The following is a 26,994-nucleotide window of genomic DNA, read 5'->3' on the forward strand; positions in this document are numbered from 1 at the left end:
TATAGAGACGCACGGCCGTGCGTCTCAACAAAATAAAAACCCCGAAATCCAAGGATTTCGGGGTTTACTTATCTTATTTTTCAAATCTTATACCGATTTGTTTCTAAAATGCCGCATTGCTTCGCTTCACTCCCATTGCGCCTTTAGAAATCCATCGGCATAATACCTAAGACATTTTATCATCAAAATGGTATTAAATTTCTTTCAAACAAGCTGCGATATTCTTTTCAATTCTATCCTTAACACCTGTTGCTTCAGCCTTAACGAATTTCTCACCAATAATTTGCTCGTACAACTCAATGTAACGCTCCGAAATTTGATTAATTCTTTCTTCATCCATTTCAGGAACTACTTGTCCTTCCTTACCTTGGAATCCATTTTCCATTAACCACTCGCGAACGAACTCTTTTGACAATTGCTTTTGAGCTTCGCCATTTGCCAAACGCTCTTCGTAACCTTCTGTATAGAAATAACGTGATGAATCAGGAGTATGAATTTCGTCAATCAAGTAGATTTTACCATCTTTCTTACCAAACTCATATTTGGTATCCACCAAAATCAAACCTTTTTCAGCCGCAATCTCAGTACCCCTTTGGAACAATGCCATTGTGTACTTCTCAAGAGCTTCGTAATCTTCTTTGCTTACGATACCCTTCTCCAAGATCTCTTCTCTTGAAATATCCTCATCGTGACCTTCTAAAGCTTTGGTAGTTGGTGTAATAATTGGCTTTTCGAACTTTTGGTTTTCAACCATTCCTTCAGGAAGTGGCACACCACATAATGTTCTTTTACCAGCCTTGTATTCTCTCCAAGCATGTCCTGTTAGGTAACCACGAATTACCATTTCAACCATAAATGGCTCTGCCAAATGACCAATAGTTACCATTGGGTCTGGAGTAGCAATTTTCCAGTTTGGAACAATATCTGCAGTTGCATCTAAGAAGCGTTCTGCAATTTGGTTTAAAACCTGACCTTTAAAAGGAATTCCTTTAGGCAATACAACATCAAATGCTGAAATACGATCCGAAACAACCATTGCAAGATATTCGTCGTTGATATTATAAACGTCTCTTACCTTACCCTTGTAAACATTTTTCTGATTCGGAAAATTAAAATCTGTTTTAACAATAGCTTCTTTCATTGCTCCAAAAAATTCAAATAATTTATAAAACGGTTTAATTTTAACTAACAGCCATTAGCCAATAGTTATTTTTAACTTGTTGCGAATATATGGAAATCTAAAATTGTATAAAAGAACATTTGTCGAATTTGTTACAGAAAAATAAGCTTCAAATTTCAAACATCAAATTTTAAAAGACAACAAACATTTACAAGCATCCGGTTACATGCTACAAGCCTCAAGTTTCAGAGCGCAACTGAATAGATAACAACTATCTACTCTTCCTTTTTTTCCTCCTCCAGCTTTCTCTCTTTTATTTTTTGCTCTAGTCTTTCATCCTCCTTCTCGTAAGCGGCAACAATTTCCTTTACCAATCGGTGGCGAATGATATCCGAGCTATCAAACTCAACCATTGCAATTCCTTTGATCTTCCGAAGAATTCTGAATGCCTGAATCAAACCAGATTGTTGCTTGCGCGGCAAATCAATCTGGGTGATATCACCTGTAATCATAAATTTGCCACTGGTTCCCATACGAGTTAAGAACATCTTAAGCTGCTTGGTAGTTGTATTTTGAGCCTCATCCAATATCACAAAAGCATCATTTAAGGTTCTACCACGCATGTACGCCAAAGGAGCAATTTGAATGACCTCAGCTTCCAAATAATCAGCTAGTTTTCTAGGTGGAATCATATCCAGCAAAGCATCGTAAAGTGGTTGCAAATATGGATCAATCTTTTCCTTCAAATCGCCAGGAAGGAATCCAAGGTTTTCTCCCGCCTCAACCGCAGGACGGCTCAGAATAATACGTTTTACTTCTTGATTGCGCAGGGCTTTAACCGCCAAGGCTATGGCTGTATAAGTTTTACCCGATCCTGCAGGACCTACGGCAAACACCATATCGTTTTTTGCTGTTTTTTCTACCAGCTTGCGCTGATTGGTTGTTTTAGCACGAATAATTTTCCCGTTATTCCCAAAAATAATTACACTTTCAGGATCATCAGGGTCTTTAATTCCCGGATTATTTTCAAGAATTATTCTTTTGATATTAGAAAGAGTAAGAACATTGTATTGATTGTAATGTTGAATCAACAAATTGATTTTTTCCTCGAATACTTCAAGTATTTTTTCCTCTCCACTTGCGATGATTTCATTTCCTCGGCCAACAATTTTAAGCTTCGGAAACATCTCTCTTACAACTTCAAATTTTGCATTGTTAATTCCATAAAATTCAAGAGGGTCAATTACCCCTAAAGATATACTCTTTTCTATCATATAGTTCTTTCAATATTCATTACATTTGAGCTCCCAAATTAGTTATTAATTCTGATTTGTGAACCGATTATATGTGAAAATTTAGCAAATAAAATTCCCATGATTATTCGTTTTGTGAAACTTGAAATTCTTCCTAAACACATCAACGCTTTTAAAGAGCTAACCGAAAACGAAAAAGCTGATATCTTGGCTTTCGAAGGATGTTCCTACCTTCAGGTTTTACAGGATCAAAACAACCCTTCCATCTTCTTTACGGTAAGTCATTGGGAATCCGAATTGGCATTAAACATTTACCGTGAATCCGATTTTTTTCGTGGCAATTGGAGCCAGGTAAAACAATGGTTTGCCAACAAACCCCAAGCATGGAGTATGAAGGACACCAATAACATTCAGTAGATACACAAGGGAACTTGATTCAGAAAAAGACCAACAACAAGAATTAGCGTTTGAAGTGTAAATGCACAAATAAGTATAAAATTATGGTGAGAGATTTACATTTAGGAAAGCTTCAATAAGTTCACTTCAAGTCTCCCCAACTTTGGGAGTACTTATTAATCATATTTTTTATAACTTAGTACAACTAAACTAACCCTTACCCAAATGATACTAACCTATAAAACCGAACGTCTTCCCCTTAACTTTTTTATGCTGGGCATTACCTTACTTATAATCGGGATTGCCTTAACCATTAGCGAAACTTACCAAGGAATCGCGGCTATTATTCTCTCCATTCCTTTCTTATTTACCCATTCGGGTTTACTAATAGATGCTGAAAATAGGCGATTCCAGAAATACACAGGCTTGTTGGGTTTGCGTTTGGGCTCCTGGACTGATTTATCGAAAGCTACACACTTGCAAATTATTCACACACGTGAAACCAAAGGAATGGCAGTACTTTCCATAGCTCGAAACGAAACCAATGTGGTACAAAAACTTCTGCTTATGATGCCACATGAAAGAATTGTTCTGCTATCGGACACACAGGAAAAACTGGAACCTATGGCAAAAGAAATTGCATCAGAATTGGGTTTGGAATTGAAGTTTCCGAAGGGTTAACCACAAAGGAGAACAAAGGAGTTTCACAAAGGCACACAAAGAGAATAAAACTAGAAATTAACATCATCACACAAACTCAGTCCGAGGATTTAAGGATAACAGCTTTGTGTTACTTTGTGAAAAACCTTAGTGTGTACTTCGTGGTAAAATATCTACTTTAAAATACTTATATTTTTTACCTTTGATTTCGATTATCAAATACTCAAGTATGGACAGAAAACTACAAGCCTTTGAGCGCTTATTGGATATAATGGATCAACTTCGAGAAGGTTGTCCCTGGGATAAAAAACAAACATTCGAAAGTCTTAGAACCCTTACCATTGAAGAAACCTACGAATTGGCAGACTCCATTCTTAAAGGAGACAAGCAAGAAATTAAAAAGGAACTGGGCGATATTTTGCTTCACATCGTGTTTTACGCAAAAATTGGTTCGGAAACCAACGATTTCGACATTGCCGATGTTTGCGATGGCATTAGCGAAAAGCTGATTTATCGTCACCCTCACATTTTTAGTGATACCAAAGTTGCCGATGCCAAAGAAGTGGAAGAAAACTGGGAACAGTTGAAGCTAAAGGAAAAAGATGGAAACAAATCGGTACTTGAAGGAGTTCCGCAGTCATTACCTGCTCTGGTAAAAGCAAACCGCATTCAGGATAAGGTACGAGGTGTTGGTTTCGATTGGGACGAAAAAGAACAGGTATGGGAAAAGGTGAAAGAGGAAGTTAGTGAGGTGGAAAGTGAAATCCGTAAGGAAGATCAGGATAAAATGGAGCAAGAATTTGGCGATCTGTTCTTCTCTTTAATCAATGCTGCGCGTTTGTATGGTGTTAATCCTGAGAATGCTTTGGAAAGAACCAACCAGAAGTTCATGAAACGATTCAATTACCTGGAAAGTAAGACGATAAAACAGGGCCGAAACCTAAAAGAGATGAATTTGGAAGAAATGGATGAAATTTGGGAAGAGGCAAAGCAATTTGATAAGTAAGAGCTTCAAGTTACAAGATTCAAGCTACAAGCAAAACAGCGCTAAATTGAATTAACAATTTAGCGCTATTTTTTGTTTTAAAACTTTAACTTTAGACTTAAACACTTTTAACTTTCTCTATGAACATTCTTCAAATCATACCGGGCTCGGGTGGCAGCTTTTATTGCGGCAATTGCTTGCGCGATGACAAATTCTATCTGGCAATGAAAAAACAAGGACATCAGGTAACCAAATTGCCCATGTACCTTCCCCTGTTTTCCGATGAACATGATCTGAATGAAATTCCTGTTTTTTATGGAGCCATCAGCATTTATTTGAAGCAGCTCTACCCTATTTTCCAGAAAGCTCCTGCCTGGGTAGACAAACTACTTAACTCGAAACCCATGCTTAAATTGGCTGCGAGTATGGCGGGCTCTACCAGTGCTAAAGGATTGGAAGAGATGACCATATCCATGCTAATGGGTGAAGAAGGCAAGCAGAAAGAAGAGCTACACCGAATGGTAAGTTGGATGGCAGAACACCTCCAACCAGACGTACTGCATTTATCGAATGCTTTGTTATTAGGTTTGGCTCCAAAGCTTCGTGAAGTATTTCCCGATGCTGTTATTGTTTGCTCCTTGCAAGATGAAGATGTTTGGGTGGATGCCATGAACGATTCGTTCAGAAACAAAATCTGGAAATTAATGAGCAAGAAAGCTGAAGCGGTTGATGGTTTTATTGCGGTTTCCGATTTTTATGCAAAAGTTTCATTAGAGAAGATGGATATTCCAGAAAGTAAAATCTTCATTAATCACCTGGGTGTTGAACCAAGCGAATACAAAGTAAAAGCATTTGCAGAAAAGGAAAGAAACATCGGATACATCTCAAGAATGTGCGAAGCCAATGGCTTCGATATCATGATAGATGCATTTATCCTTTTGAAGCATGACAAGGAATTCGAAGATGTTAGACTTGTTCTTACAGGAGGATCTACTGGTGATGACAAAGGTATATTGAAAGAAACAGAAAAAAAGCTTAAAAATTCCAAGCTTTGGAATGAAGTAGAATTCCATGAAGATTTCGATGGAAGTGGACGTCATGACTTCTTTAGCAAAGTACAAATGATTTCTGTTCCTGTACGCAATGGTGAGGCTTTTGGCTTGTATCTCCTGGAAAGTATGGCTTCAGGTGTACCCGTTATTCAACCCAAGTTGGGAGCATTTCCTGAAATTGTTGATAAATCGAAGGGCGGAATCATTTACGAGCACAATACCAAAGAAGAACTTTGCGATGCTTTAAAAAGTTTGTTAAGAGATCAGGATCAATTGAAACAACTGTCTGTTGATTGTAGAAATGGTGTAGAAAATGAGTTCAACATCGCAAATCAGACAAAAAACCTTCTAAACATTTACAATCAATTAAAAATAAATTAGCTTGTGATACATGACTAATTTATAGCTTCCTATTGGAAAACAAGAAAAAGCTTTTACACCATAGTAATACTATAAAAAAAGAACGCAAAGCGATTCTCCCTTTGCGTTCTTTTTTTATTATTTCTTAGCGTCCTTAGCGTGAAACCAATTAATGATATAAAAATCGTTTTATCTTATGCGTTGCTGTTTTTTGAAATGGATCAACATGTGCAATCACCATCTGAACCTGTGAGAATTTGTTGACACGAGAATTCACATAAACCTGTAATTCTTGTATCAGCTCATCAACGGTCTGATCTACATAATTTTCCACCTCTTTTTTCAAATGTTTGTATTGTTGCTCAAGTTCCTCATAGTTAAAATGAACCATTGCCACCAACTTGCCTTTTTTCTCAACAACAATCGACTCAACAACATGCTTAAAGTTGTTAATTACTGATTCAATCTCTTCCGGGTAAATGTTTTCCCCACTTGCCCCAACAATCATATTCTTCAATCTACCTTCTATGTACAAGTAGTTATCCTTATCTATTTTGGCCAAATCACCCGTTTTAAACCAACCATCTTCGGTCAAAACCTCTTTGGTTTTCTCAGGCTCTTTGTAATATCCCATCATTACGTTATCTCCTTTGGCCCAAATTTCACCAATTTGAGTTACAGGGTCTGGATTGTGAATTTTCAACTCAACCCCCATTAATGCAGGCCCCGTAGATTGGTATTTGGTTTTCGATGGACCAATCCCAGCCAATAAAGGAGCTGTTTCCGTTAATCCATAACCAATTGCATAAGGAAATTTGGCCTCGCGCAAGAATCTTTCCACATTCGAATTCAACTTGGCTCCTCCAATTCCAAAGAAGGTTAATTCTCCACCAAAAGTTTGCATTAGCTTTTTACCTGCAATGGCATTTAATCTCTTTCTGAAGAAAGGCACTTTATACAAAACTCTTGTAATGGCTTTCGAATTGATGGATGGAAGCACTTTCCCCTGGTATATCTTCTCAATAATCAATGGGACTGAAAACATCACAGTAGGTTTAACCTCCTTAAATGCCGAAATTAACAATGAAGGAACCGGAGTTTTTCCCAAATAATAGATACATGCTCCAGCAATCATTGGAATTACATAGCCCAAAGTATTTTCGTAGGTATGCGATAAAGGAAGTATTGACAGAAATCGATCTGTTTCATCAATTGGATGAATGGTTTTAGATCGAACGGCATTAGAACAGATGTTCTTGTGCGATAACATTACCCCCTTTGAGTTACCTGTTGTTCCCGAAGTATAAATAATAGCAGCCAAATCATTTTCCTCAACTGCATATTTCTTTTCAGCTTGAAGGTTAGCATCAAATTTAAAATCTGCTGCATCTTCCCCAATAATAGAGTAATCCTCAATTGCAATTTTATATTGTAGATTTTCTGCCTCTATTTTGTCCAATTTTGGAAGTAGTCCTTTGGAAACCAATACGACTTTTGCCTCTGAGTGCTTAAGAATATTTTCAATTTCGCTAACACTAAAATCAGGCAACATAGGCACCACAACCGCTCCCATAAAAACCGTTGCATAATAGGCCATTCCCCAATTCGGCATGTTGGTACTTAACAGTGCCACTTTATCTCCTGGTTCAATTCCAAGTTTCTCGTAAAATGCCATTAACGATTTGATCGTAGCATCAATCTCCTTATAGGTGAAAGGTTGTTGTCCAACCAAAGCCATTGCATTGCAATTACCAAACTTTTGAACTGATTTTTCAAAGAGAGAAGGAAATGTAAATTTATTGTTATTTTCCATTTTTCTGGTCTTAAGGTTTGAGCAATTTCAAGCACTGTGCATAGGCTTTAATAATGATTTGCTCCATTGCAAGTTATAAAAAATATCTCATCAGCTACCTTTTTTAGGCATTTAGCGCTTGTTTGAATAATATTTCCTTTCTCTCTATTTATCATTTTATCTTCTTAAACACCTAATAATAGGGCAATAATATCTTGACAAAGATTTATTTTCTTACATAAATATTTTAATCTCACAAATCTTGAAATTATTCTTTTTTTAATACATTTATTGATCTAATCAAGAAACAAACTCTATGCGAGCAATAAAAAGAACTATCCATTTTCCCATAGATGATTCTTTTTATCTGTTAGTACCTAAAACCATTTAAGCTATGAAACGTCGCCACTTTATATCACTATCAGCATTAGGCGCCCCAATGTTGGCCAGCTTAGGAATTTCTTCCTGCAAGTCCGGCACTTTGGATAAAGAAGTTACAGAACACACAAATTTTAACGATTTTAAATTTAATGAGAAAAGCATCTCAGAAATTCAGCAGCTTATGGCTGAGGATCAACTGACTTGTGAAGAATTGGTGATAGAATATCTGGATAGAATTGAAAAAATTGATAACAATGGTCCTGGTTTAAACTCGATTATCGATATCAATCATGATGCTTTACCACTTGCCAGACAGCTTGATGAAGAAAGAAAACATGGTCATTTAAGAGGTGCTTTGCATGGAATTCCAATTCTACTAAAAGATAATATCGACACAGCAGATAAAATGATGACAACTGCAGGTTCTTATGCTCTGGAAGGTAATTTTGCTTCAGAAGATGCTTTTATCGTAAAACAACTAAGAAAGTCGGGTGCTTTAATATTGGGCAAAACCAATTTAAGTGAATGGGCCAACTTTAGAAGTACGCGCTCATCGAGTGGATGGAGTGGCCGAGGAGGACAAACTCACAATCCTTATGTCATCGATCGATCACCTTGTGGTTCAAGTTCCGGGTCGGGAGTTGCAGTTGCTGCTAACTTATGCGTTGCAGCCATAGGAACAGAAACCGATGGATCCGTGATCTGTCCATCTGGACACAATGGCATAGTTGGCATCAAACCTACCTTGGGAATGGTAAGCAGAACCGGTATTATTCCGATTGCTCATTCGCAAGACACTGCCGGACCAATGGCCAAATCAGTACGTGATGCTGCTATCTTATTGGAAGTTATAAGCGGAGCAGATCAAAATGATAAAATTACACTAAATGATAAAAATCAGGCTATAAATTACAGCACCAACCTTCAAAAGGATGCCTTAAAAGGAAAACGTATCGGAATTGTTCGAGATCTGATGGGATTCCATTCAGAAGTTGATAAAGTCATTGAACAAGCCATTGAAGATATTAAAGCGACAGGAGCTGAAGTAATCGATGTTGAACTTGAAAATATTAATCAATATGGCAATGAGGAGTATGAAGTATTACTTTACGAGTTTAAACATGATTTAAACGAATACCTGAATAAATGTAAATTCCCTATTGTGAAAAGTCTTGATGATATTATCAAATTTAATGAGCAATTTAAGGACCGTGAAATGCCTTGGTTTGGTCAGGAAATATTAGAGATGGCCAATCAAAAGGGCGATTTGAATGAAAAAGAATACTTGGAAGCATTAGCAAAGAGCAAAAAGTTATCGGGCGAATTAGGCATTGATTACACACTAAAAAAGTACAATGTAGATGCGCTAATTGCTCCAACCAATGGCCCTGCATGGAATATCGATCTTGTGAATGGAGACCACTACGGCGGAGGAAGCAGTCAACCTGCAGCGGTTTCAGGTTATCCAAACATTACTGTTCCTGCCGGATTTGTTCACAGTCTTCCAATTGGAATATCTTTTTTTGCAGAAGCCTTCTCCGAAGAAAAATTGATTCAACTGGCATATTCCTATGAACAAAACACCATGCACAGAAGAGCTCCGGAATTTTATTCAACAATTATGCAATAGAGATTCTATTCACCAGGATGGATACAGGGAAACTCCAATTCAAAAGTGGTTCCCTGACCTTCCTGGCTTTCCACTTTAATCTTGCCTTTGTGAATCTGTACCAACTCTTGCACCACACTCAGACCAAGCCCCGTTCCTTGTTCTCCTCTCAATCCTGCCTTACTTTGTGAAAAGCTCTTCTCATTAAACAGCTTATTGATTAACGATTCGGACATTCCTATTCCTGAATCTTCTACTTTAATATGAATAGAGGAAGAATTTTGGAAGGCACTCAGGGATATTGTACCGTTGACTTCAGTATATTTCAATGCATTTGAAATCAGATTCATCAATACAATCCTTACAATATTTGGATCAATAAAAACCTTCTCAACTTCATTTTCTACTTTCAAATCGATTTGATTTTTATTCAAATCCGTATTGTAGAATTCTTTTAGTTCACTGATAATTTCCTCAAACTGTACATCTTCTGGGTGAAAATGAATTTTTCCAGACTGTGACATAGACCAATACAATAAACTCGTAAGCAACTTCAATCCTTCATTAGCCGCTTGGTTTATATATTTTGCATATTTTTTTGACTTCTCACAATCTTTTCGCTCTATCTCAGTAATAAGAAGTTCACTGAACCCGATTAACGAATTAAATGGGTTTCTTAAATCATGTGAAATAACCGAAAACAATTTGTCTTTGGTTAGATTCATCTCCCCAAGTTTCCGATTCATTTTTTGATTGTATCTGTAACGCCAAACCATTACTGCTATAATCACAATCATTAGTAAAATGATAATCATCAGATTTTGTTCCGACAGCTTTTGGGTTTTTAACTCTTGTTCCGTAACCGTCAAATCGGACTGAACCTCAAAACTCCTCTCCATTTCGTTAATGATCTCAAACTGTTGAACGGTTAATACTGAATCATACAGAACATGAAACTTCTCGAAACTTAAAGTAGCCAACTCAAAATTTCCAAGTACTTTATAAAAATCAATGTAAACTTTTGAAACTTCAATAATTTGCTTGGTCACACCTAGCTTAAGGGCTGTATGCATTGCAAGTTGAAGATATTCTTCTCCCTCCTTTTGCTTTCCTTTCCGAGCGTTTACCAAAGCAATTCCCGTGTAGTTATCTACAAGCCCAAAATCATGATTTTGCTTTTTATTCAGCTCAATTGCATTTGTGTAATACTCCTTCGCTTTATCATACTCTTTGCGTTGATAATAAATATTGGCCATCCCATTCAAACAAAAAGCAGCATACCTGCCATTTTCTGCTTTAATGCCCATGCTATACGATTTTTGATAATAATTCATTGCCGAATCCAAATCACCTTTCATTGCATAGGTACGAGCAATTTCCCTATAAACCGATCCAATACCAACCTGATCTCCCAATTCATCCCACAAATCCGCCGCTTTTTTAAAATAGCTGAGAGCCAAATCAAACTCTTTTTTCTCCCGATATACCAAGCCAATATTGACATATGAATAAGATTTCCCTGTCGGATGATTTAACTTTTCAAACATGGCCACCGAATATTCGGAATATCTCAAGGACAAAGGCACATTACCAGTCATAAGGTACAAATCCCCCAGGTTGTTGTAGGAATAAGCCAACTGTACGGAATCCTTTTGCTGCAAACTACACTTCAATGCATTCTGAAGATTAGAAATGGATGCTTTGGTTTGATATAGGTAATGCAATTGAATTACGCCCAGAAAGCCATAAATTTTCGGTAACTCATTTTGGATATTGTTTTTAATGGCCAAATCCAAAGCTCTTTTTCCCAGTACAAGTGCCGAATCAGAATTTACCTCTCTCAATCGCCAACAATCGTTCGTCAACCGTTGTATTTCTTCCGTAACTCCCTTTTCGGTGAACAACTGATCTACAGTTTTACCATCTGACTGACTGAAACAAATCAGGATGGTTGAAAAGAACAATACGCACAAGACAATCAGTCGTCTACTCAGCATGGCATAACGGTTAAGAATTTAATTTGAGTAAAGCACAATAAATGATAAGTAATACAAAAATAAAGCTTGAATCTATATTTATTCAAGCTTTGATGTACCTTATCCTAGGATTTTACTATAAGAAAAATTGGTATCCAATAATCAACAGTATTATAAATACTACCATCAGTAGAGAATACTTACTGGCGAAGTTGAAAGTATATCCTAACATCGGATCATATTTGGGAACAATTAATCGAGGATCCTTTCGATTACAATAAAATGGCCCATACCAATTCCCAAGGTCTTTATGCATTTCGTCTAATATGTGTTGATCTAGTTTCGATTTCATAGGGGTTCAATCATATTGGTTTAATCAAAATTAATAATAATTGTACAATTGCCACCATAGAATTCACAAAAAAGTAATGGCAATAATACATTGCGAATCATTGCCATTTCTCTTAATAAATTTAGCTCTGTATGATTTATAGTGGATACTCTTTTATAATTACCTTTAGTTTATTTGAGCTATTTTAACGGGCATTGGAAGATCAAGCGGCTTATACACAGAAAACTTTCTAGTAAGACGGGGAAGCTGAGAACTTGTTCGAAGATCACCCCGCCGCACTTAAAGTTTTCAAGTATAAGTGGTTTGAGCTTACACGCCCTAGATTTTTTGCATCCTTTTCCATCGATGGGAAAAGGATGAGCCTTGCGGCTTGAGCATAACAAAGCTAATGTAAGAAATTATAAAATGATTCATTTTATTTGTAATTGGGTAAATTACCTATTGTGTTCCATATAGAACCATAAATTTCTAATCTTACCAGCTTTTTAGCCTCACTCCTACATAAAATGTTCTTGGAGATCCAGGACCATAAACATAGTTGCTATCGCGATTCTTTCCACTATCAAAATCATCTTGATATGCATCCGTTATATTTTTAATTCCCCCAAATAGCTCCAAACCTGAATCTACCTGATTCAACTTAAAGGCATATGAGAGCTTAAGGTTCAATTCGGTAAACGAATCCGATTTTTTGTACTCATCAGTGGATTGCTCCGGAGCACCTCCAAAATGAGCCAACAACATAGGCCCTGTATAAACACTACTAATGGTAGCATTGAATTTTGAAGATGGCGTAAACGACAAGCTCGCATATCCATATTTTTCAGGAGTTCTTAGAAACTCACGTTTGGCTTCCAAACCTTCGATGTTCTCCACAGCCTTATCAAACTTGCTTGACTGTAAGGTGAAACCAGCTTCAAACTGGGCTATTCTATTGTAATTTGCTCTTAACTCCAAAGTAGCTCCTTGTACTTTTGCACCCGATCCATTTCTCTTCTCAAATCTCTCGCCAAATTCATCCGCAGCCAATAGCTCCAAATAAAAAGCATCATCCAACTTGGTATAGAATCCTTCCAAAGTAAATCCTGCAATCCACTTTTCTGTTGCCTTATCGTAATTGATCGATCCACTCAAGGAATTCGATCTTTCTTCCTTTAAATCATCAGCCAATTTTATTCTTGAAATGCCTCCCCCAGCAAAAGCAATATGCATATCCGAATCGAAAGCCTGAGGAGCTCTAAAGCCAGTACCCCATGTCAATCGAAACTGCGTATTGGTTTTGTACTTGTACAGCAATGACAAACGCGGGCTCAAAATGGCATTATCCACCAAATTGTGCTTATCTACACGCAAACCAGCAAGGAAATTTAAATTTTTACGCACTTCCCAATCCGACTGGAAAAACCCACCAAAGTTTTTTGTGGTCTGATCTGTGCCATAACTGTATCGAGGAATCGAATCCAAAACATCATCATACACATACTCAGTTCCAACGGTCAATACATTTTTGCCACCAAAGAAATCATTCAATCTATGGTTGATCTGAGTTCCAAACTGTAAGGTCGTATTCTCTGTATCTCCATAAGGAGGATTGCTCAAATGCAAATCAATCTCATCCTGATCATCAGGATATATACCTGTATAATGATCTCTTTCGGTATACTGGCCTGCCGCATAGGCAATAAAGGAAGAATTGTCTTCGTTAAAATTAATTTGATAATCCAAACCAGCCATTAATACATCATGCGTTCTTTCCTCTGATTGTTTCGCCAGATGAGCTGCTCTATCAACCATTTCGCCCCCATATCGATACTCATACAAACTGGTAAAACTCAATTCCAACTTCTGATTCTCGCCAGGCTTATAAAATAAATTGGCACCAAAGGAATTATTCTTCAATTCAGGCAGTTCCGAATAATTATCACCATTGGCATCGAAAGCACTGCGCGTTCTGCGATTCACGTAAATGGATGCACCTGCATTTCGTTTCTGATTCAGCATACTAATGTTCCCATTCATAATCACATCCGATTCTTTTCCATCAATAAACTGAGTAGTCACACCAAAATCATAGCTTGGTTCACTTGGAATCTTGGTAATCACATTCACGGTTCCACCAATGGCACTAGAGCCATACAGGGCCGATCCTCCACCTCGAACTATCTCTATTCTTTCCACCATATTGGCAGGAATCTGCTCCATTCCATACAATCCTGTCAATGGACTAAAAATAGGGCGACCATTGATCAAGATTTGTGAGTAGCCCCCACCCAGGCCATTCATTCTAAGTTGTGTGTAATTACATGTTTGGCAATCGGTTTCTACTCGCAAACCTGGCTGAAAACGCAATCCTTCCGAAATATTGCAAGCCTGCACCTGATCCAGGGCCTTGCTCTCCAATACATTCACAATTACTGGCGACTCAGTCTTTCGCTTAAAGGTTTTCGTGCCGGTAACCACAACATCATCAAGAGCCATTACCTTCTCTTTCAAAACAAAGTTTACCTCTATGGTTTTACCTGCTTCCGCAACAATTTTCTTACTGGCATTCTCATAACCAATTGATTTGGCTACAAGGGTATGCTCCCCTACCGGCAAATTCACCAACAAATAGTGACCTGTATGATCGGTAGTTATTCCCAATGTTGTACCTTCCAAATAGATACTCACAAAAGGAATATGCTCACCACTTTGTTCCGACTTTACATCTCCAAAAACATTCGCATCCGTTTTCTGCGCTAAAAGAGTTTCACTAATCCCCAAAAAACAGAGGACTACAAATAAATGTCTTATCATTTTTATTATATTATTGTTTTATTTATTATTCATTTTTAATTATTAACTGTTCATTGTTAACTGATTACTGTTCACCGATCACCATAAAATGAACCCCTCTGGCTATAGCCATCTCCCCTTAAAAAGGAGAGACACCTCTGATTTACTTCCTGCAAAATCACAACTCGAACATTGTTTAAAAACGAATTATTAATTGTTCATTGGGAATAGGATCTCCATGAAGATCGAAACTTGAATAAAAGATTTAAGCACGCTTAAATATTGATTCAAATATATTAAAAAACTCTTTTATTTAGACTAATTCTACTTTAGCTTTTATCAAAAACGAAGATGATCCCACAATTGGCACCTTGCTTCTTAATTGAAATTTACCTTTCTTTGCATCCTTTTTTAAAAATATAATTCTTACGAATTGTTAAACAGAAGTCATCTTATCAAGCGATGCTTTAAAAAAATTTATGTGATAGTACGTGTTTGTACAAGTTGACTTGTCCTGTATACTATAGAATTAAAATTATTGAATTATGCGAGTAAAATTGATGTTTGTATGGCTAATGGTAATGGCCTTGGGTTTCGTTGTAAGTTGTAGCAAGGATGAGACAGGTCCTGAAGCAGAAATTAAATTAAATCCATCGAACTTTAATATCTCAGTGAAGGAACTTACTTACAATTCTGCTGAAATTCAATGGACAGCTTCGTTGATTTCTGACAAATCGAAAATTGTGTACGATGTTTACCTGAATGATGAGCTAAAAGCTAAAAATTTGGAGAATTTAAGCTATCGATTTGAAGAGTTGGAAGCTGTAACTACATACAATTTAGAGGTAATTGCAAAAAGTACTTATGACACTCAAGTTATTGTTTCCTATGACATAACTACCAAGGATACTCCCAGTCCAGGAGCAATAGCACTGAAAATGGATGAATTATCCACCGATCAAATAAAAGTTTCATGGGCCAACTCTGATCCAACTCAAACTTTGTCTTATGCGATCTATTTGGACGATGTACTAAAAGCCGAAAATTTAACGGTGTCGACTTTTACCTTTTCCGAGTTGGAAGGGAATAAGTTGTATCATATTAAACTGGTTGGAAAAAATGAGTTTAATAAAACAGTTGAAAGTAAGCTTGATCTTACTACAAATGACTATGCAGATCCTAGTGATTTTACCCTTTCGGTAGAAAGTGTGACAGGTAATGGAGCAAAAATAGTTTGGGGATCTTCGGAATCTGAAAACTTAACTTACCGAGTTCTCTTGAATACTGTTGAACATGCTAAAGATCTTAAAGTTTTGGAATTTGAATTCAAATCTTTGACTTATAATACGCAATATATTGCAACAGTTGTGGCTACAAATGAGCATGGTAAAACCAAAAGTAAGCAAATTGAATTTACAACTTTGGAAGCTGGAGGTCCTGCAGATTTTAAGATTTTTATTGAAAACATTAGTCAGGAATCGGCTCTTATTCGTTGGGAAACCACAGGTGATAAAGCTGAAGTGATCGGTTACAAGGTATTTGTCAATGGATTCTTTAAAGGCGAAGCTTTTAGCGACAATCAGCTTTTATTAAACCAATTGGAAGCCGGGAAAGTTTATAAGTTGAAGATAGAGGCGAGAAATGCCTACAATAAGACATTGGAAAAGACCACTGAATTCTCAACTCTTGAGCCGGCAAGCTTATCCGATTTTACAGTCAGTGCACAGGATGTAGAACAAACCTCGGCCCTTTTAACTTGGACCGAATGTGTGGCCAGTGATGGCAGTAAGGTGACTTATGATGTATATTATGAAAACGGATTGATTGCCAAAAGAGGATTGGAGGAAAGGCGGTACCAGGCCAGTGAACTCCGTGCTGGTAAAGAGTATACCTATAAGATTGAAGCCCGAAATGAGAAGGTATTATTGCCACGTACTCATACAATCTCATTTACAACCAAGGCATATGAAGTGCCTGGAGAGTTTGAATTAAAGGTTCAGGATATTACCACGTCGCAGGCAAAAGTGATCTGGACCAATTCAGAATTACCATCCGGAGGTGATATTACTTACGAAGCTTATTTGAATGACATTGCTTACACCTACAACGCAAGTGGGAATGCATTTGTTTTTAAGAACTTGAAAGCCGAGACCAATTACACTGCCAGAATTGTGGCTAAATCTCAAAACAATACGACCAATGAGCAGACGATTGGTTTTACAACAAAAGCGGAAGCAATTCCAGAAGTACAACTTAGTGTTGCAAATGTGGGGATTCGATCCTTTGAATTAAACTGGATGCTCACAGAAAGTCCGTCTTACGACAGTTATGAACTTTTTCTGGATGGCAAGTCAATAAAGGCAGGGTATTTTCTTACCTATACGTTCAGCGATATGCAATCGAACACCAGCTATAAGTTGAAAGTTCTTGGAAAACGTGCAGGCAAAACCTATCAGAAAGAAATTGAAGTAAAAACTTTAGCCTATCCTGAAGCTCTGGATTTCAATATGGTGATTCATCCGAAGTCATACAATCAGCTTGAGGTCGATTTAAATGATTTTCATGAGAAGAATAGAGATCGATTTGATGATTTCAGTGATATGACCTTCGAAGCCTATTTGAATGGGGTAAAAAAAGCTTGGGGAAAAGATGTCACATCTAAAATTGTAACCAATTTGGAGGAGCTAACACATTACGATTTTCAACTGATAATAAAATATGCCGATGGAACCATCGCCTTGGAAAAAAACACAGATTTTACTACCCCAGCCAATAAAGCTCCTGTTTGGACTAAAGATTTGAAAATAAAACAAACAGGTTTTAGTTTCTTAGAATTGGAGAATAATTTTGCCACTGATACAGACGATTCTAATTTGATTTATACCTACTACGTTAATGGTACAGCTCTAAAAACGAACATCAACTATGGTGGAAATACAAGAGGAACCGGGCAGATTGAGAGTGGTGTGAATACAAATGATAATTCAATTTTATTAACCCATTTGGAGTCGAATAAGGAATATAGCTTTTATATCGAAGCCAAAGATCCTCTGGGTAAAATAGGACGAAGCAATACCATACAATTTAGAACATCTGTTGATGCCAAGGAGACTTTTGATATTATGGCAGCTATCGAAACAAATGTAAAACGGGTTGGTCCTCGTTGGGCAAAAATGGGGGAAGTTTCTTCAATGGAGGAAATCCGTATCAATTGGACTATTGATGGTATTAAAATGGAGCGAGGACAGTACATCGATCCTTCAAAGATTGTTAAACTTGGTGGTGATCATTCTTTGGTTTTGGATTACAGCCCTTTCTTAAAAGAGAATCCGGATGCCAGTTTGAGTTTCACCGTTTTGATAAAATGGATTAAAAAGGAAGCTCTTGAGCAATCGGAATCAACTCAGATTGTGATACAAGAATAAAATATATTGGTTTCAACGATAATAAATCCCGGTCTTTAATTAGATCGGGATTTTTTTTGATGATTAAGTATTTCCTTAGGTGAGTAAACAGAATCAATCACTTCTTTGAATCATCCTTGTAAGGCCTGTACAGCGGTTTGTGCTCTACATCCGGACCTTCGGAATCAAACATGATGGCAATACGAGACACCAATGCGGCTAATATCATATATCCTGCAATAATCTGCAAAGCAACCGTAATGTGACCCAATAAACTGGCAGGAGCAGCATTCATCGATCCAAAGCCCAAGGTAATCATGGTTACCACCGAAAACGAAACGGTATGTAGTGCTTTAATAATGGTATCACTGCTATTCATATTGGTAATGATTTCAGGATTGAACCAATAAATAAATCCAAAAACCAAAGCCAGGGTTGTGAAAATGTACAAGATTCTCCTTGTAGAGCGTCCGTAATCCGAAATCTTCCAAAACAGATGGATAAACATATTTTTATACAACCTATTCATGAAACTGCCAGTTTTAAACCACTCTTCCCACCTGTTTCTTCTGATGTTATAATTTAAGGTATCCATAAGCCCCGATCTTAATCGTGCCGAGCTCAATCCTACACTTGTAAAAAGTGTACGTTTGTCCACATCAATGGTATCAATCAAGGTTTCTCCATCAACAATTGCAAAGGAAAAGTTGGCACTTTCAATTTTCGCGTGATGCAGGTCAGTTCCCTCAATGTGTACATATTTTGCACTTGCACCTCTCAAATCGGTACCAATCATGCGACTTTTCAAAAATTCTGTACCATTAATGGTGGCACCTCTCATATCGGCAGTGGTAAAGTTTGCCTTTTTTGCAGATCCATTGCTAAACCAAGCCTTTCGAAAATCCGTATCGCGCAAATCGCAAGTATCAAAATTAACCAGCGAAAGAAAAGCATAACTAAAGTCAGCACAATGAAAATTTATATTACTCAAGTTCACCTTTTCAAAATTCCTGCTGCTAAAATTAACGCCCTGTAAATAGATTCTCTCGTAATCATTCTGCTCTCTCCATCGGTCCCAATCACCAAAATCCCCCTTATCACTACAAGCAATCAACAGTTTGTAGGCTTTCTCATCTACTTTAGCGTCAATTTTATCTTTTTTTGCTGCAAGCATTTCAGCTCCTTCCTTCTTTGACAGGTCGATATCAATGAAAAAATTCCTTGTACCAAAAGCATTGGGTATGCTATTGCTTTGAGGTTGCAACTCCTTCATTGTTTCCACCCACTCTTCATTAATCCGATATTTGTACTGAAATGTACCCGATCGTTTAAAGCTAATTTTCCGCTCATAAACTCCATCTCCCTTATAATGGAGCTTCAATGGAGCTTCCAACCAGTTGGTGAAATCGCCCGCTATTTCAACTTTTGATCCTTCAGGGGCTTCAAAAGCGAATAAGATGGTTGTAGATTTAAATAGATTCATGGTTTTGGTTTTTTGTGATTAGTTTATTGTCTATTGGGTTAATGTTCCTGCGCAGCCAAAACAAAGTGTGGTTTTCATCCTGCTTTGTTTCGTACTACCAATGCCATTAAGTTAAAAGAATTTTATCTCTTCCAAAAGGCAATAACAATAACATTTATACAAGACTAAGGTTTTTAAGGCACTTCATTAAACAAATAAGGGTTTAAGTCAACACTCAAACCCTTATTGCCTCTATAAAATGTTCTCTGCTGTTTTTTTAAATCCGTTTGCAAGATTTATTATTTTACCTTTTCCACTTCAACCGTAAACTATTGCTCACTACACTTACACTACTCATTGCCATTGCTGCACCTGCAATCATGGGGTTAAGCAAGAAACCATTTACAGGATATAAAACACCTGCTGCGATTGGAATACCTATTAAATTATAAATGAATGCCCAAAACAGGTTTTGTTTAATGGTAGCTACGGTCTGTTTTGACAATTTTATTGCCTGTGGTACTTTGCAAAGGTCCGATGACACAATGGTCATTCTCGCTACATCCATAGCAATATCACTTCCTTTCCCCATTGCAATACTTACGTCTGCTATTGCCAAAGCTGCACTGTCATTGATGCCGTCTCCAACCATCGCAACGGTTTTGCCCTGCTTTTGCAGTTCTTTTACAAAATCAGCTTTGTGTTGTGGCAATACTTCTGCTTCGTAATACTTGATACCTGTCTGCTCTGCAATTGCTTTGGCTGTTGCTTCATTATCGCCTGTAAGCATATACAGGTCAATTCCCATATTCTGCATTTCTTTGATTGCCTGTACTGATGATTCTTTGATTTTATCTGAAATAGCAACTGCGCAAAGTGCCTGATGACTGTTCGAAAACCAAATAACAGTTTTGGATAACTTGCTCCATTCTTCGGCTTGCTGTAGCAATGGTTTGGGAATACTGATATTGTTTTCAGCTAACAGTTTTTTATTCCCTACAAAATAGGTTTCGTTATTGTAGTTGGCTTTTACTCCCTTACCTGTAATGCTGTAGAAATTCGATATAGCTTTGTTACTTACTCCTACAAAGTGTTTTACTACGGCTTCTGCCAATGGGTGTTCCGACTGTTTTTCGATACTTAATAAAATGTCCTTTGCAGTATCATCATTATCCAACCATTGCATATCTGTCACTTGTGGCCTGCCCTCGGTAATCGTACCAGTTTTGTCTAATACGATGGCATTTATTTTCTTGGCAAACTCTAAACTTTCTGCATCTTTAATCAATATACCATTTTCAGCACCTTTCCCTACACCCACCATTATTGCCGTAGGAGTAGCCAATCCCAAAGCACAAGGACAAGCGATAACCAATACCGTTACAGCTGCCAATAATCCCTGTACTACACCATTATCACCACCTAATAAAAACCACAAAATGAATGTGAGTGTGGCGATACCTATTACGGTTGGCACAAAAATACCTGCAATTTTATCCACCAATTTTTGAACGGGAGCTTTGCTTCCCTGTGCGTCCTGAACCATTTTGATAATTTGAGCAAGCATGGTTTCTTTTCCAATCTTAACAGCTTTAAATTGGAAACTTCCCTTTTGATTTATCGTTCCTGCAAATACTTTTTCGTTTTCCTTTTTCAATACAGGTACAGGCTCACCACTCAACATACTTTCATCCACATAGGAAGTTCCCGAAGTAACCATCCCATCAACAGCAATTTTTTCACCTGGCTTTACAAGAATAACATCGCCTACCTTTACATTTTCAATAGCGATCTGTTTTTCAGTTCCGCCTGATTGCAGCACAACAACGGTTTTAGCTTGTAAGCCCATTAATTTCTTTATTGCAGAAGATGTATTGCCCTTGGCTTTTTCTTCCAACAATTTACCTAACAGAATGAATGCAACAATAACCGCTGCTGCTTCAAAATACACGTGTGCTTCCAAGCCTCTTGCCTCCCAAAAATCTGAAAATAAGATGTTAAATACACTAAAAAGATAGGCAATGCCTGTACTCAACGCTACCAGCGTATCCATATTGGCAGAACCATGTTTGGCTTGTTTCCAGGCTCCCGAAAAGAACCCCCTGCCCAACCAAAGCACTACAGGTGTTGAAAATGCCCACATAATCAGGTTAGCATACGGCATATTCATAAAAAACATTCCTAAGATTACTACAGGCAAAGACATAATAATTGCCCAAATGGTTCTAGTCTTTAATTGTTTGAATTTCTTTTCGTGTATAGCTTCGATGGTTTCCTGCTGTTTGGTTTCATCTTCAACCAATAAATCATAACCGACAGACTGCACCGCTTTTTGCAATTTGACTGCATCGGTAATATTGAGCAGGTACTCAACGGTTAAATTGCCTGTTGCGAAGTTTACACTGGCACTTAACACACCCTCCTGGTGTTGCACAATGCTTTCGGCATTGCTTGCACACGATGCACAAGTCATTCCCAAAACAGGGAAATTCTGCGTAATTGTATTCTTGTCATTTATTGCCATATCTCGATTGTTTTCTGTTTACAATACAAAATTGGCCATAATATGATTGGTAATTATTGTAGAATTTTGGAAATGGTTTGTAAGATTTACTTATACTTCATCCAAAGGTTTTCTCCTATCCTTGCCAATCTGCTTAAAATGACTAGGGGAAAGTCCTGTTACTTTTTTGAATTGGTTGCTTAAATAGGCTACACTTGAATAATTAAGACGAAAGGCAATTTCACTCAAAGACAATTCATCATAGACCAATAGTTCCTTCACCTTTTCTATTTTTTGGGCAATAAAGTATTTTTCAATAGTAGTGCCTTCTACCTCTGAAAATAAATTGGACAAATAACTATAATCATGGTGCAGCTTGCTACTCAATACATCTGAAAGCTTGTTTTTGCTATCATTCTCATGATGATGCACAAGATCAATAATGATGTTTTTTATCTTTTCGATAACACGACTTTTCTTGTCATCAATAACCTCAAAACCTAATGGAATTAAAACTTTATCTAAGTTGACTTTTTCTTCGGGTGAAAGTTCTTTTTCAAGTAATACTTCTCCTAACCCAACGTGCCTTACACTTATACCAAGTTTCTCCAATTCATTTCGAACCACCATAATACAGCGGTTGCAAACCATATTTTTAATGAAAAGTTTAGTCATATTTTACTCTGAATATTTCAATTTTGGCACTTTCCTTTCTTTAGCTTACAAAGAATGTTGAGTATTGGGTTTAGCAAGGGATTTAACCAAACTGTCAATCCACCCAAAGCATAAAGCTTCTCAACTGCATTATTGTATAAAATTCGTTCTTTACCAGTCTTTTTTAATGGATATTCCAACCAAATATCATTCCTGTCTTTTTGTATAATATTTGGTTTCCATTGGCTTCATTTGTCAACGGCTGGTGTATGAAGCGTTGGGCATTTCGAAGCACTTCACTGTCAAACCGCTGATATGTTTATTAAATGTACTCATGCTTAAATTAGCCACTTGCCGCCCAATGATTTATACACTTTGTTGTGCGTTCGTGCTTTATTTTTCTTTTCGTATTAGTCTTCATTTTCAATGTCCTCCTGTGCGGTGGGGCATTTTTTAAAATTTCTCTTTTTTCGGGCAGGGACTTGGAAGCTCTTTTGCAGGTTTTGGTCGTGAGTTGGCATTGTGCGACCTGCAAATGTGCTTACAAGTGTGCGCTGACTAATAACTCCAATCCGCATGACTTACCGGTAAATTGTTTAATTCTTTTTTCAATTGCTTCCAATTCGGAAAATATGTATCCATATAATACAAAAACCTTTCATTGTGCAGTCTTTCTTTGAAATGAATCATTTCATGTACAATGATGTATTCCAAACATCTTTCCGGTTTTTTTGCCAATTCAAGGTTTATTAAAATCTTTTTCTTTTCAATGTTGCATGAACCCCATTTGGTTTTCATTAGTTTTATTTGCCATTCATTTACTTTCAAATCCAATCTTTTTTCCCACTTTTCAATAATTGACGGGATTTGATTTTTAAGTTGACTGCGATACCACTCTGTTAATATTTCGTGTTTCTTTTCAATTGAAGAATTGGGGCGAACATATAGGTCAATTCGCTTTTTACCTTTTAATTCAACTTTTGGTTTTGTGTCTGTTTCAATGATATTAAGCAGAAATCTTTTACCTTGAAAATAATGTGCTTCCCTTTGTTTATATTCACGTGGTGAAATTCGTTCCTGGCCTTTAAACTTTCTTTGATTTCTTTTTATCCAACCTATTTTTGAAATGGCAAACAGACGAATGGAATCGTCATTGGTTTTTAATGGGGCAGCAATACGAACCCGACCTGTTGGTGGATAAACTGCAAGGTGGATGTTCTTAATGTCTTTACGCACAACATCAATGGTAATATCGCTCACTTTAATCTGCTCCATTAATACTCCCTTTGATTTTTTACAAGGTCAAATATTCTGTGTACTTCTTCATCATCTGTAATACCATGATTCTTTAGTGCTTTTCTAATTGCAATCCTTACCGCTTTCGATTTTTGAATATTATCTCGCCATCCATCTTTTTTAGTTGTTTTGATGTTGTTATCTAATTCAACTGCTAAAGATTCATTTTTCCCCAGGTTATCGAATAAGGCTCGTTTTGCATCTGTGTCAATTGATTCAGGATATTCTTTTGTAGATGAAGGCTTTTTGACCTTGCCGGAAAGTTCAATTATTTTTTGCAGGTATTTTTCATATTCAAGTGTCTGCTCTTTTCTTAGTTTGATAAGTTCGTCCAATAAAACAGACATTTTTTCATAATACATCGGGTTGGTAGGGCTTTCTTCAATAATCACTCTGCGTAAGTTATTTTCAATAGCCTCTGCCATCGCGTCTTTATCGTCCCGAATATTTTTTGGAATATCTTCAATTGCATCTTTTCCTTTTTCAATAAGCAATTCAACTAAACTTAAATCATCAAAATTGGCAAGCATGCGACTTTCTTCAGCTCCAATATAGCTATCAATTAAATGGCGCATGGCAGGTTCATATTGTTTCAAATCAATGTAATCGCCACTGGCAAGTTGAATCTCTTTTCGAAGATTTTCAAAATGTTTAATGTCTGCTTTTATTTCTTCACTCTCTTTGTCTGAATAGCCTGCTTCTTTCATTTCATCTGCAATGTTAGCATAGGCTCTCATCAATGAGATTGTCAGTTTATACAACGAAATTCTTCTTGGTTCGGTGTCTTTTAGTTCGTCCGGATTTTCGGTGTCCTTGCCACAGAAATAACGAATATGAGCCATTGTATCTTTTGGCGGGTCAACAGGTTCAACCAATGCTTTGATGGCTTCCAATGCTTCCTCTAATCTTTCTTTACCTTTTTCCAGTCTGTCCTTCAAAAGTCCGTCAATATCTGACTTTTCGTAACCGCTAAATACTTCCGATGTGTAATCACCAAAGGCTTTTTCAAGACTTTTAAATAAATCCATATAGTCGATGATAAAACCATATTCTTTATCGTCACCATCTAATCGGTTTACTCTACAAACAGCTTGAAATAGACCATGGTCACGAAGTTTTTTGTCGATGTACAGAAATGTTGCTGGTGGTGCATCAAATCCGGTAAGCAGTTTGTTTACAACAATCAGCAATTTCATTTGAGCAGGTTCTTCAACAAACTTTTTCTTTACTTCTTTTTCAAATTGCTCAACTTTCTTAATTGCTGAATCAGGGTCTTCATTGAAATAAGCTGCCAGCATTCTTCGGTAAATCTCGAAACGTTGCAATTTTTCAGTGTAGCCTTCGCCCGATTCTTCAAGTTTTATGTCTGCATGGGTTGGCACAAACGAAGTAATAATTGCACAATGTTTCAATCCAGCATTTTGGAATAAGTCGAAATAACGGCAAGCGTTGTAAATACTATCAGAAACTAAAAGTGCATTTCCTCTGCCATTTTGCAATCGTTCTTTTTTCTCCATATCCATCACGATATCGAGAACAACCTTTTCCAAACGAGATTTTGAGCTGAAAACTTTCTTTAGCGTTCCCCATTTTTGCTTTAATTCTGCTTTGGCGAAATCCGTAAGTCCACGGGTTTTTAATTCAAACCATTCATCAATTTTATCTTCTGATGTTATATTTTGTTCGATGTCTCGTGCTTCGTAACGTAAATCAAGAACTACCTTATCGCTTACAGCTTCATCAAATTTGTATGTGTGAATGTATCTGCCAAAAACTTCAAGACTGGTTTGTTTGTCCGTTTTCAAAAGCGGTGTTCCTGTAAAACCGATAAACTGCGCTTCGGGCAGAAATTGTTTCATAGCCTGATGTAATTTACCAGATTGTGTTCGATGACATTCATCGACAAAAACATAAATATCACCTTTAGCTTCATAATCGGTTGGGATATTGCTGCGCAAATCATTCAGGTAAGTATCCATGTCTTTGTCGTCTATCTCCTCTTTGCCACCAAATTTGTGTACAAGAGAACACATCAACCAAGGTGTGGTATCATTCAGTTTGTTCAGTAAGTCTTTACCGTTTTTGGTACGGTAAATATCTTCATCAACACCTTTGTAAACCTTTTCAATTTGTTCATCCAATTCCTCACGGTCTGTGATAATTAGAACCCTTGCATTATCATTAAACTCACGAATCCATTTGGTGAGCCAAACCATTGTAAGACTTTTCCCACTTCCCTGAGTATGCCAAATAATTCCGCCTTCTTTTCTTCTAATGAAATCCTGTGCTGCTTTTACTCCAAAATATTGGTTTGGCCGACAAAGTTTCTTCTGTCCTCTGTCAAAAACAATAAAATCATGCAGTAGCTCAATAAATCGTTCTTTGTTTAGCAATTCAACAACATTCCTGTCTAACGGATATTGATAATTTGCTGCTCTGTTGCGAATTGGTTTAGTAAGGTTTAGAAGATACTGATGGTCTTTGTTTATTTCCTCACTTACTTCTTTCCACTTCAAAAAGTACTTTTCTTTGGTGTCGATGGCACCGTAGGCAATTCCTTCAATATCGTTGCCAGCCATTACAAATTGAATGGTATTGAAGAAAGGTTTTATAAAAATATGTTTTTGGTTATCGAGATTTTGACGTATGCCCTCTGAAACAGAAACCGTACTTCGTTTTAGCTCCAAAACACCTAAAGCAATTCCATTAACATAAAGCACAATGTCAGGGCGTTTTTTATGTAAACCTTTAATGGTAACTTCTTCGGCAATGGCAAAATCGTTGTTAAGCGGATTCTCCCAGTCAATAAGCATTAAAGTTTTCTTTTTGCGTCCTGTTTCAGGTTGAACATTAACACCATAACGAAGCATTGAATAAATCTGCTTGTTAATTTCATAAAGTGAACGGCTCTGGTCGATTACTGCTTTACTAAATTCATAAATGGCTTTCTCGACTAAGTTTTGA

At 37.0% G+C, this 26,994-nt stretch carries 17 protein-coding genes; 6 read left to right on the plus strand and 11 right to left on the minus strand.

Annotation, left to right across the window (positions count from 1 at the left end):
- Positions 1–193: 193 nt before the first annotated feature.
- Together ACKPCA_RS07915 and ACKPCA_RS07920 are read right to left on the minus strand one after the other, a co-directional pair.
- Positions 194–1,141: a phosphoribosylaminoimidazolesuccinocarboxamide synthase gene (locus tag ACKPCA_RS07915; protein ID WP_321282321.1), complete on the minus strand. Its 948-nt coding sequence runs from the start codon at positions 1,139–1,141 to the stop codon at positions 194–196.
- 254 nt (positions 1,142–1,395) lie between these two features.
- Positions 1,396–2,394: a PhoH family protein gene (locus ACKPCA_RS07920; protein ID WP_321282322.1), complete on the minus strand. Its 999-nt coding sequence runs from the start codon at positions 2,392–2,394 to the stop codon at positions 1,396–1,398.
- Positions 2,395–2,493: 99 nt separating this feature from the next.
- Between ACKPCA_RS07920 and ACKPCA_RS07925 the strand changes: the two genes are divergently transcribed.
- The 4 genes from ACKPCA_RS07925 (at position 2,494) to ACKPCA_RS07940 (ending at position 5,847) form a co-directional block, all read left to right on the plus strand.
- Positions 2,494–2,790 carry a putative quinol monooxygenase gene (locus ACKPCA_RS07925; RefSeq protein WP_321282323.1) on the plus strand — a complete coding sequence of 99 codons (297 nt, stop codon included), beginning with the start codon at positions 2,494–2,496 and terminating at the stop codon, positions 2,788–2,790.
- Positions 2,791–2,994: 204 nt separating this feature from the next.
- Positions 2,995–3,450, plus strand: a complete 456-nt coding sequence (locus ACKPCA_RS07930) for a hypothetical protein (protein ID WP_321282324.1) — start codon at positions 2,995–2,997, stop codon at positions 3,448–3,450.
- A gap of 208 nt (positions 3,451–3,658) precedes the next feature.
- Positions 3,659–4,435 (plus strand): nucleoside triphosphate pyrophosphohydrolase, encoded by a 777-nt coding sequence (gene mazG / locus ACKPCA_RS07935; protein WP_321282325.1) that lies wholly within the window; start codon positions 3,659–3,661, stop codon positions 4,433–4,435.
- 203 nt (positions 4,436–4,638) lie between these two features.
- Positions 4,639–5,847 (plus strand): glycosyltransferase family 4 protein, encoded by a 1,209-nt coding sequence (locus ACKPCA_RS07940; RefSeq protein WP_321282326.1) that lies wholly within the window; start codon positions 4,639–4,641, stop codon positions 5,845–5,847.
- 148 nt (positions 5,848–5,995) lie between these two features.
- Here the strand turns inward: ACKPCA_RS07940 and ACKPCA_RS07945 are convergent, their stop codons facing one another.
- Positions 5,996–7,639 carry an AMP-binding protein gene (locus tag ACKPCA_RS07945; RefSeq protein WP_321282327.1) on the minus strand — a complete coding sequence of 548 codons (1,644 nt, stop codon included), beginning with the start codon at positions 7,637–7,639 and terminating at the stop codon, positions 5,996–5,998.
- Between the two features lie 373 nt (positions 7,640–8,012).
- Between ACKPCA_RS07945 and ACKPCA_RS07950 the strand changes: the two genes are divergently transcribed.
- Positions 8,013–9,629 (plus strand): amidase, encoded by a 1,617-nt coding sequence (locus ACKPCA_RS07950; protein WP_321282328.1) that lies wholly within the window; start codon positions 8,013–8,015, stop codon positions 9,627–9,629.
- 5 nt (positions 9,630–9,634) lie between these two features.
- On the opposite strand, the gene ACKPCA_RS07955 is transcribed toward ACKPCA_RS07950, so the two are convergent.
- The 3 genes from ACKPCA_RS07955 to ACKPCA_RS07965 all read right to left on the minus strand — a co-directional run bounded on the left by ACKPCA_RS07955 (position 9,635) and on the right by ACKPCA_RS07965 (position 14,732).
- Positions 9,635–11,605 carry a tetratricopeptide repeat-containing sensor histidine kinase gene (locus ACKPCA_RS07955; RefSeq protein ID WP_321282329.1) on the minus strand — a complete coding sequence of 657 codons (1,971 nt, stop codon included), beginning with the start codon at positions 11,603–11,605 and terminating at the stop codon, positions 9,635–9,637.
- A 115-nt stretch (positions 11,606–11,720) separates the two neighbouring features.
- Positions 11,721–11,936, minus strand: a complete 216-nt coding sequence (locus tag ACKPCA_RS07960) for a hypothetical protein (RefSeq protein WP_321282330.1) — start codon at positions 11,934–11,936, stop codon at positions 11,721–11,723.
- 474 nt (positions 11,937–12,410) lie between these two features.
- Positions 12,411–14,732 carry a TonB-dependent receptor gene (locus ACKPCA_RS07965; RefSeq protein ID WP_321282331.1) on the minus strand — a complete coding sequence of 774 codons (2,322 nt, stop codon included), beginning with the start codon at positions 14,730–14,732 and terminating at the stop codon, positions 12,411–12,413.
- A 524-nt stretch (positions 14,733–15,256) separates the two neighbouring features.
- Here ACKPCA_RS07965 and ACKPCA_RS07970 point away from each other — a divergent pair.
- Complete coding sequence (locus ACKPCA_RS07970) at positions 15,257–18,136, plus strand: fibronectin type III domain-containing protein (RefSeq protein WP_321282332.1); 2,880 nt, start codon at positions 15,257–15,259, stop codon at positions 18,134–18,136.
- A 97-nt stretch (positions 18,137–18,233) separates the two neighbouring features.
- On the opposite strand, the gene ACKPCA_RS07975 is transcribed toward ACKPCA_RS07970, so the two are convergent.
- The 5 genes from ACKPCA_RS07975 to ACKPCA_RS07995 form a co-directional block, all read right to left on the minus strand.
- Positions 18,234–19,598: a pentapeptide repeat-containing protein gene (locus tag ACKPCA_RS07975; RefSeq protein ID WP_054722320.1), complete on the minus strand. Its 1,365-nt coding sequence runs from the start codon at positions 19,596–19,598 to the stop codon at positions 18,234–18,236.
- A 283-nt stretch (positions 19,599–19,881) separates the two neighbouring features.
- Entirely contained in the window at positions 19,882–22,101 is a 2,220-nt protein-coding gene (locus tag ACKPCA_RS07980; protein ID WP_321282333.1) for a heavy metal translocating P-type ATPase, read from the minus strand.
- Positions 22,102–22,191: 90 nt separating this feature from the next.
- On the minus strand, positions 22,192–22,755 hold the full coding sequence (locus tag ACKPCA_RS07985; protein WP_321282334.1) for a helix-turn-helix domain-containing protein: 564 nt from the start codon (positions 22,753–22,755) through the stop codon (positions 22,192–22,194).
- 537 nt (positions 22,756–23,292) lie between these two features.
- Positions 23,293–24,009, minus strand: coding sequence for a M48 family metallopeptidase (locus ACKPCA_RS07990; RefSeq protein ID WP_321282335.1), 717 nt, complete (start codon positions 24,007–24,009; stop codon positions 23,293–23,295).
- Positions 24,009–26,972: a type I restriction endonuclease subunit R gene (locus ACKPCA_RS07995; RefSeq protein ID WP_321282600.1), complete on the minus strand. Its 2,964-nt coding sequence runs from the start codon at positions 26,970–26,972 to the stop codon at positions 24,009–24,011. The genes ACKPCA_RS07990 and ACKPCA_RS07995 overlap by 1 nt, the downstream gene beginning before the upstream one ends.
- Positions 26,973–26,994: the final 22 nt, after the last annotated feature.

It is taken from the genome of Marinifilum fragile (assembly GCF_963677365.1).
GTDB lineage: Bacteria > Bacteroidota > Bacteroidia > Bacteroidales > Marinifilaceae > Marinifilum > Marinifilum fragile.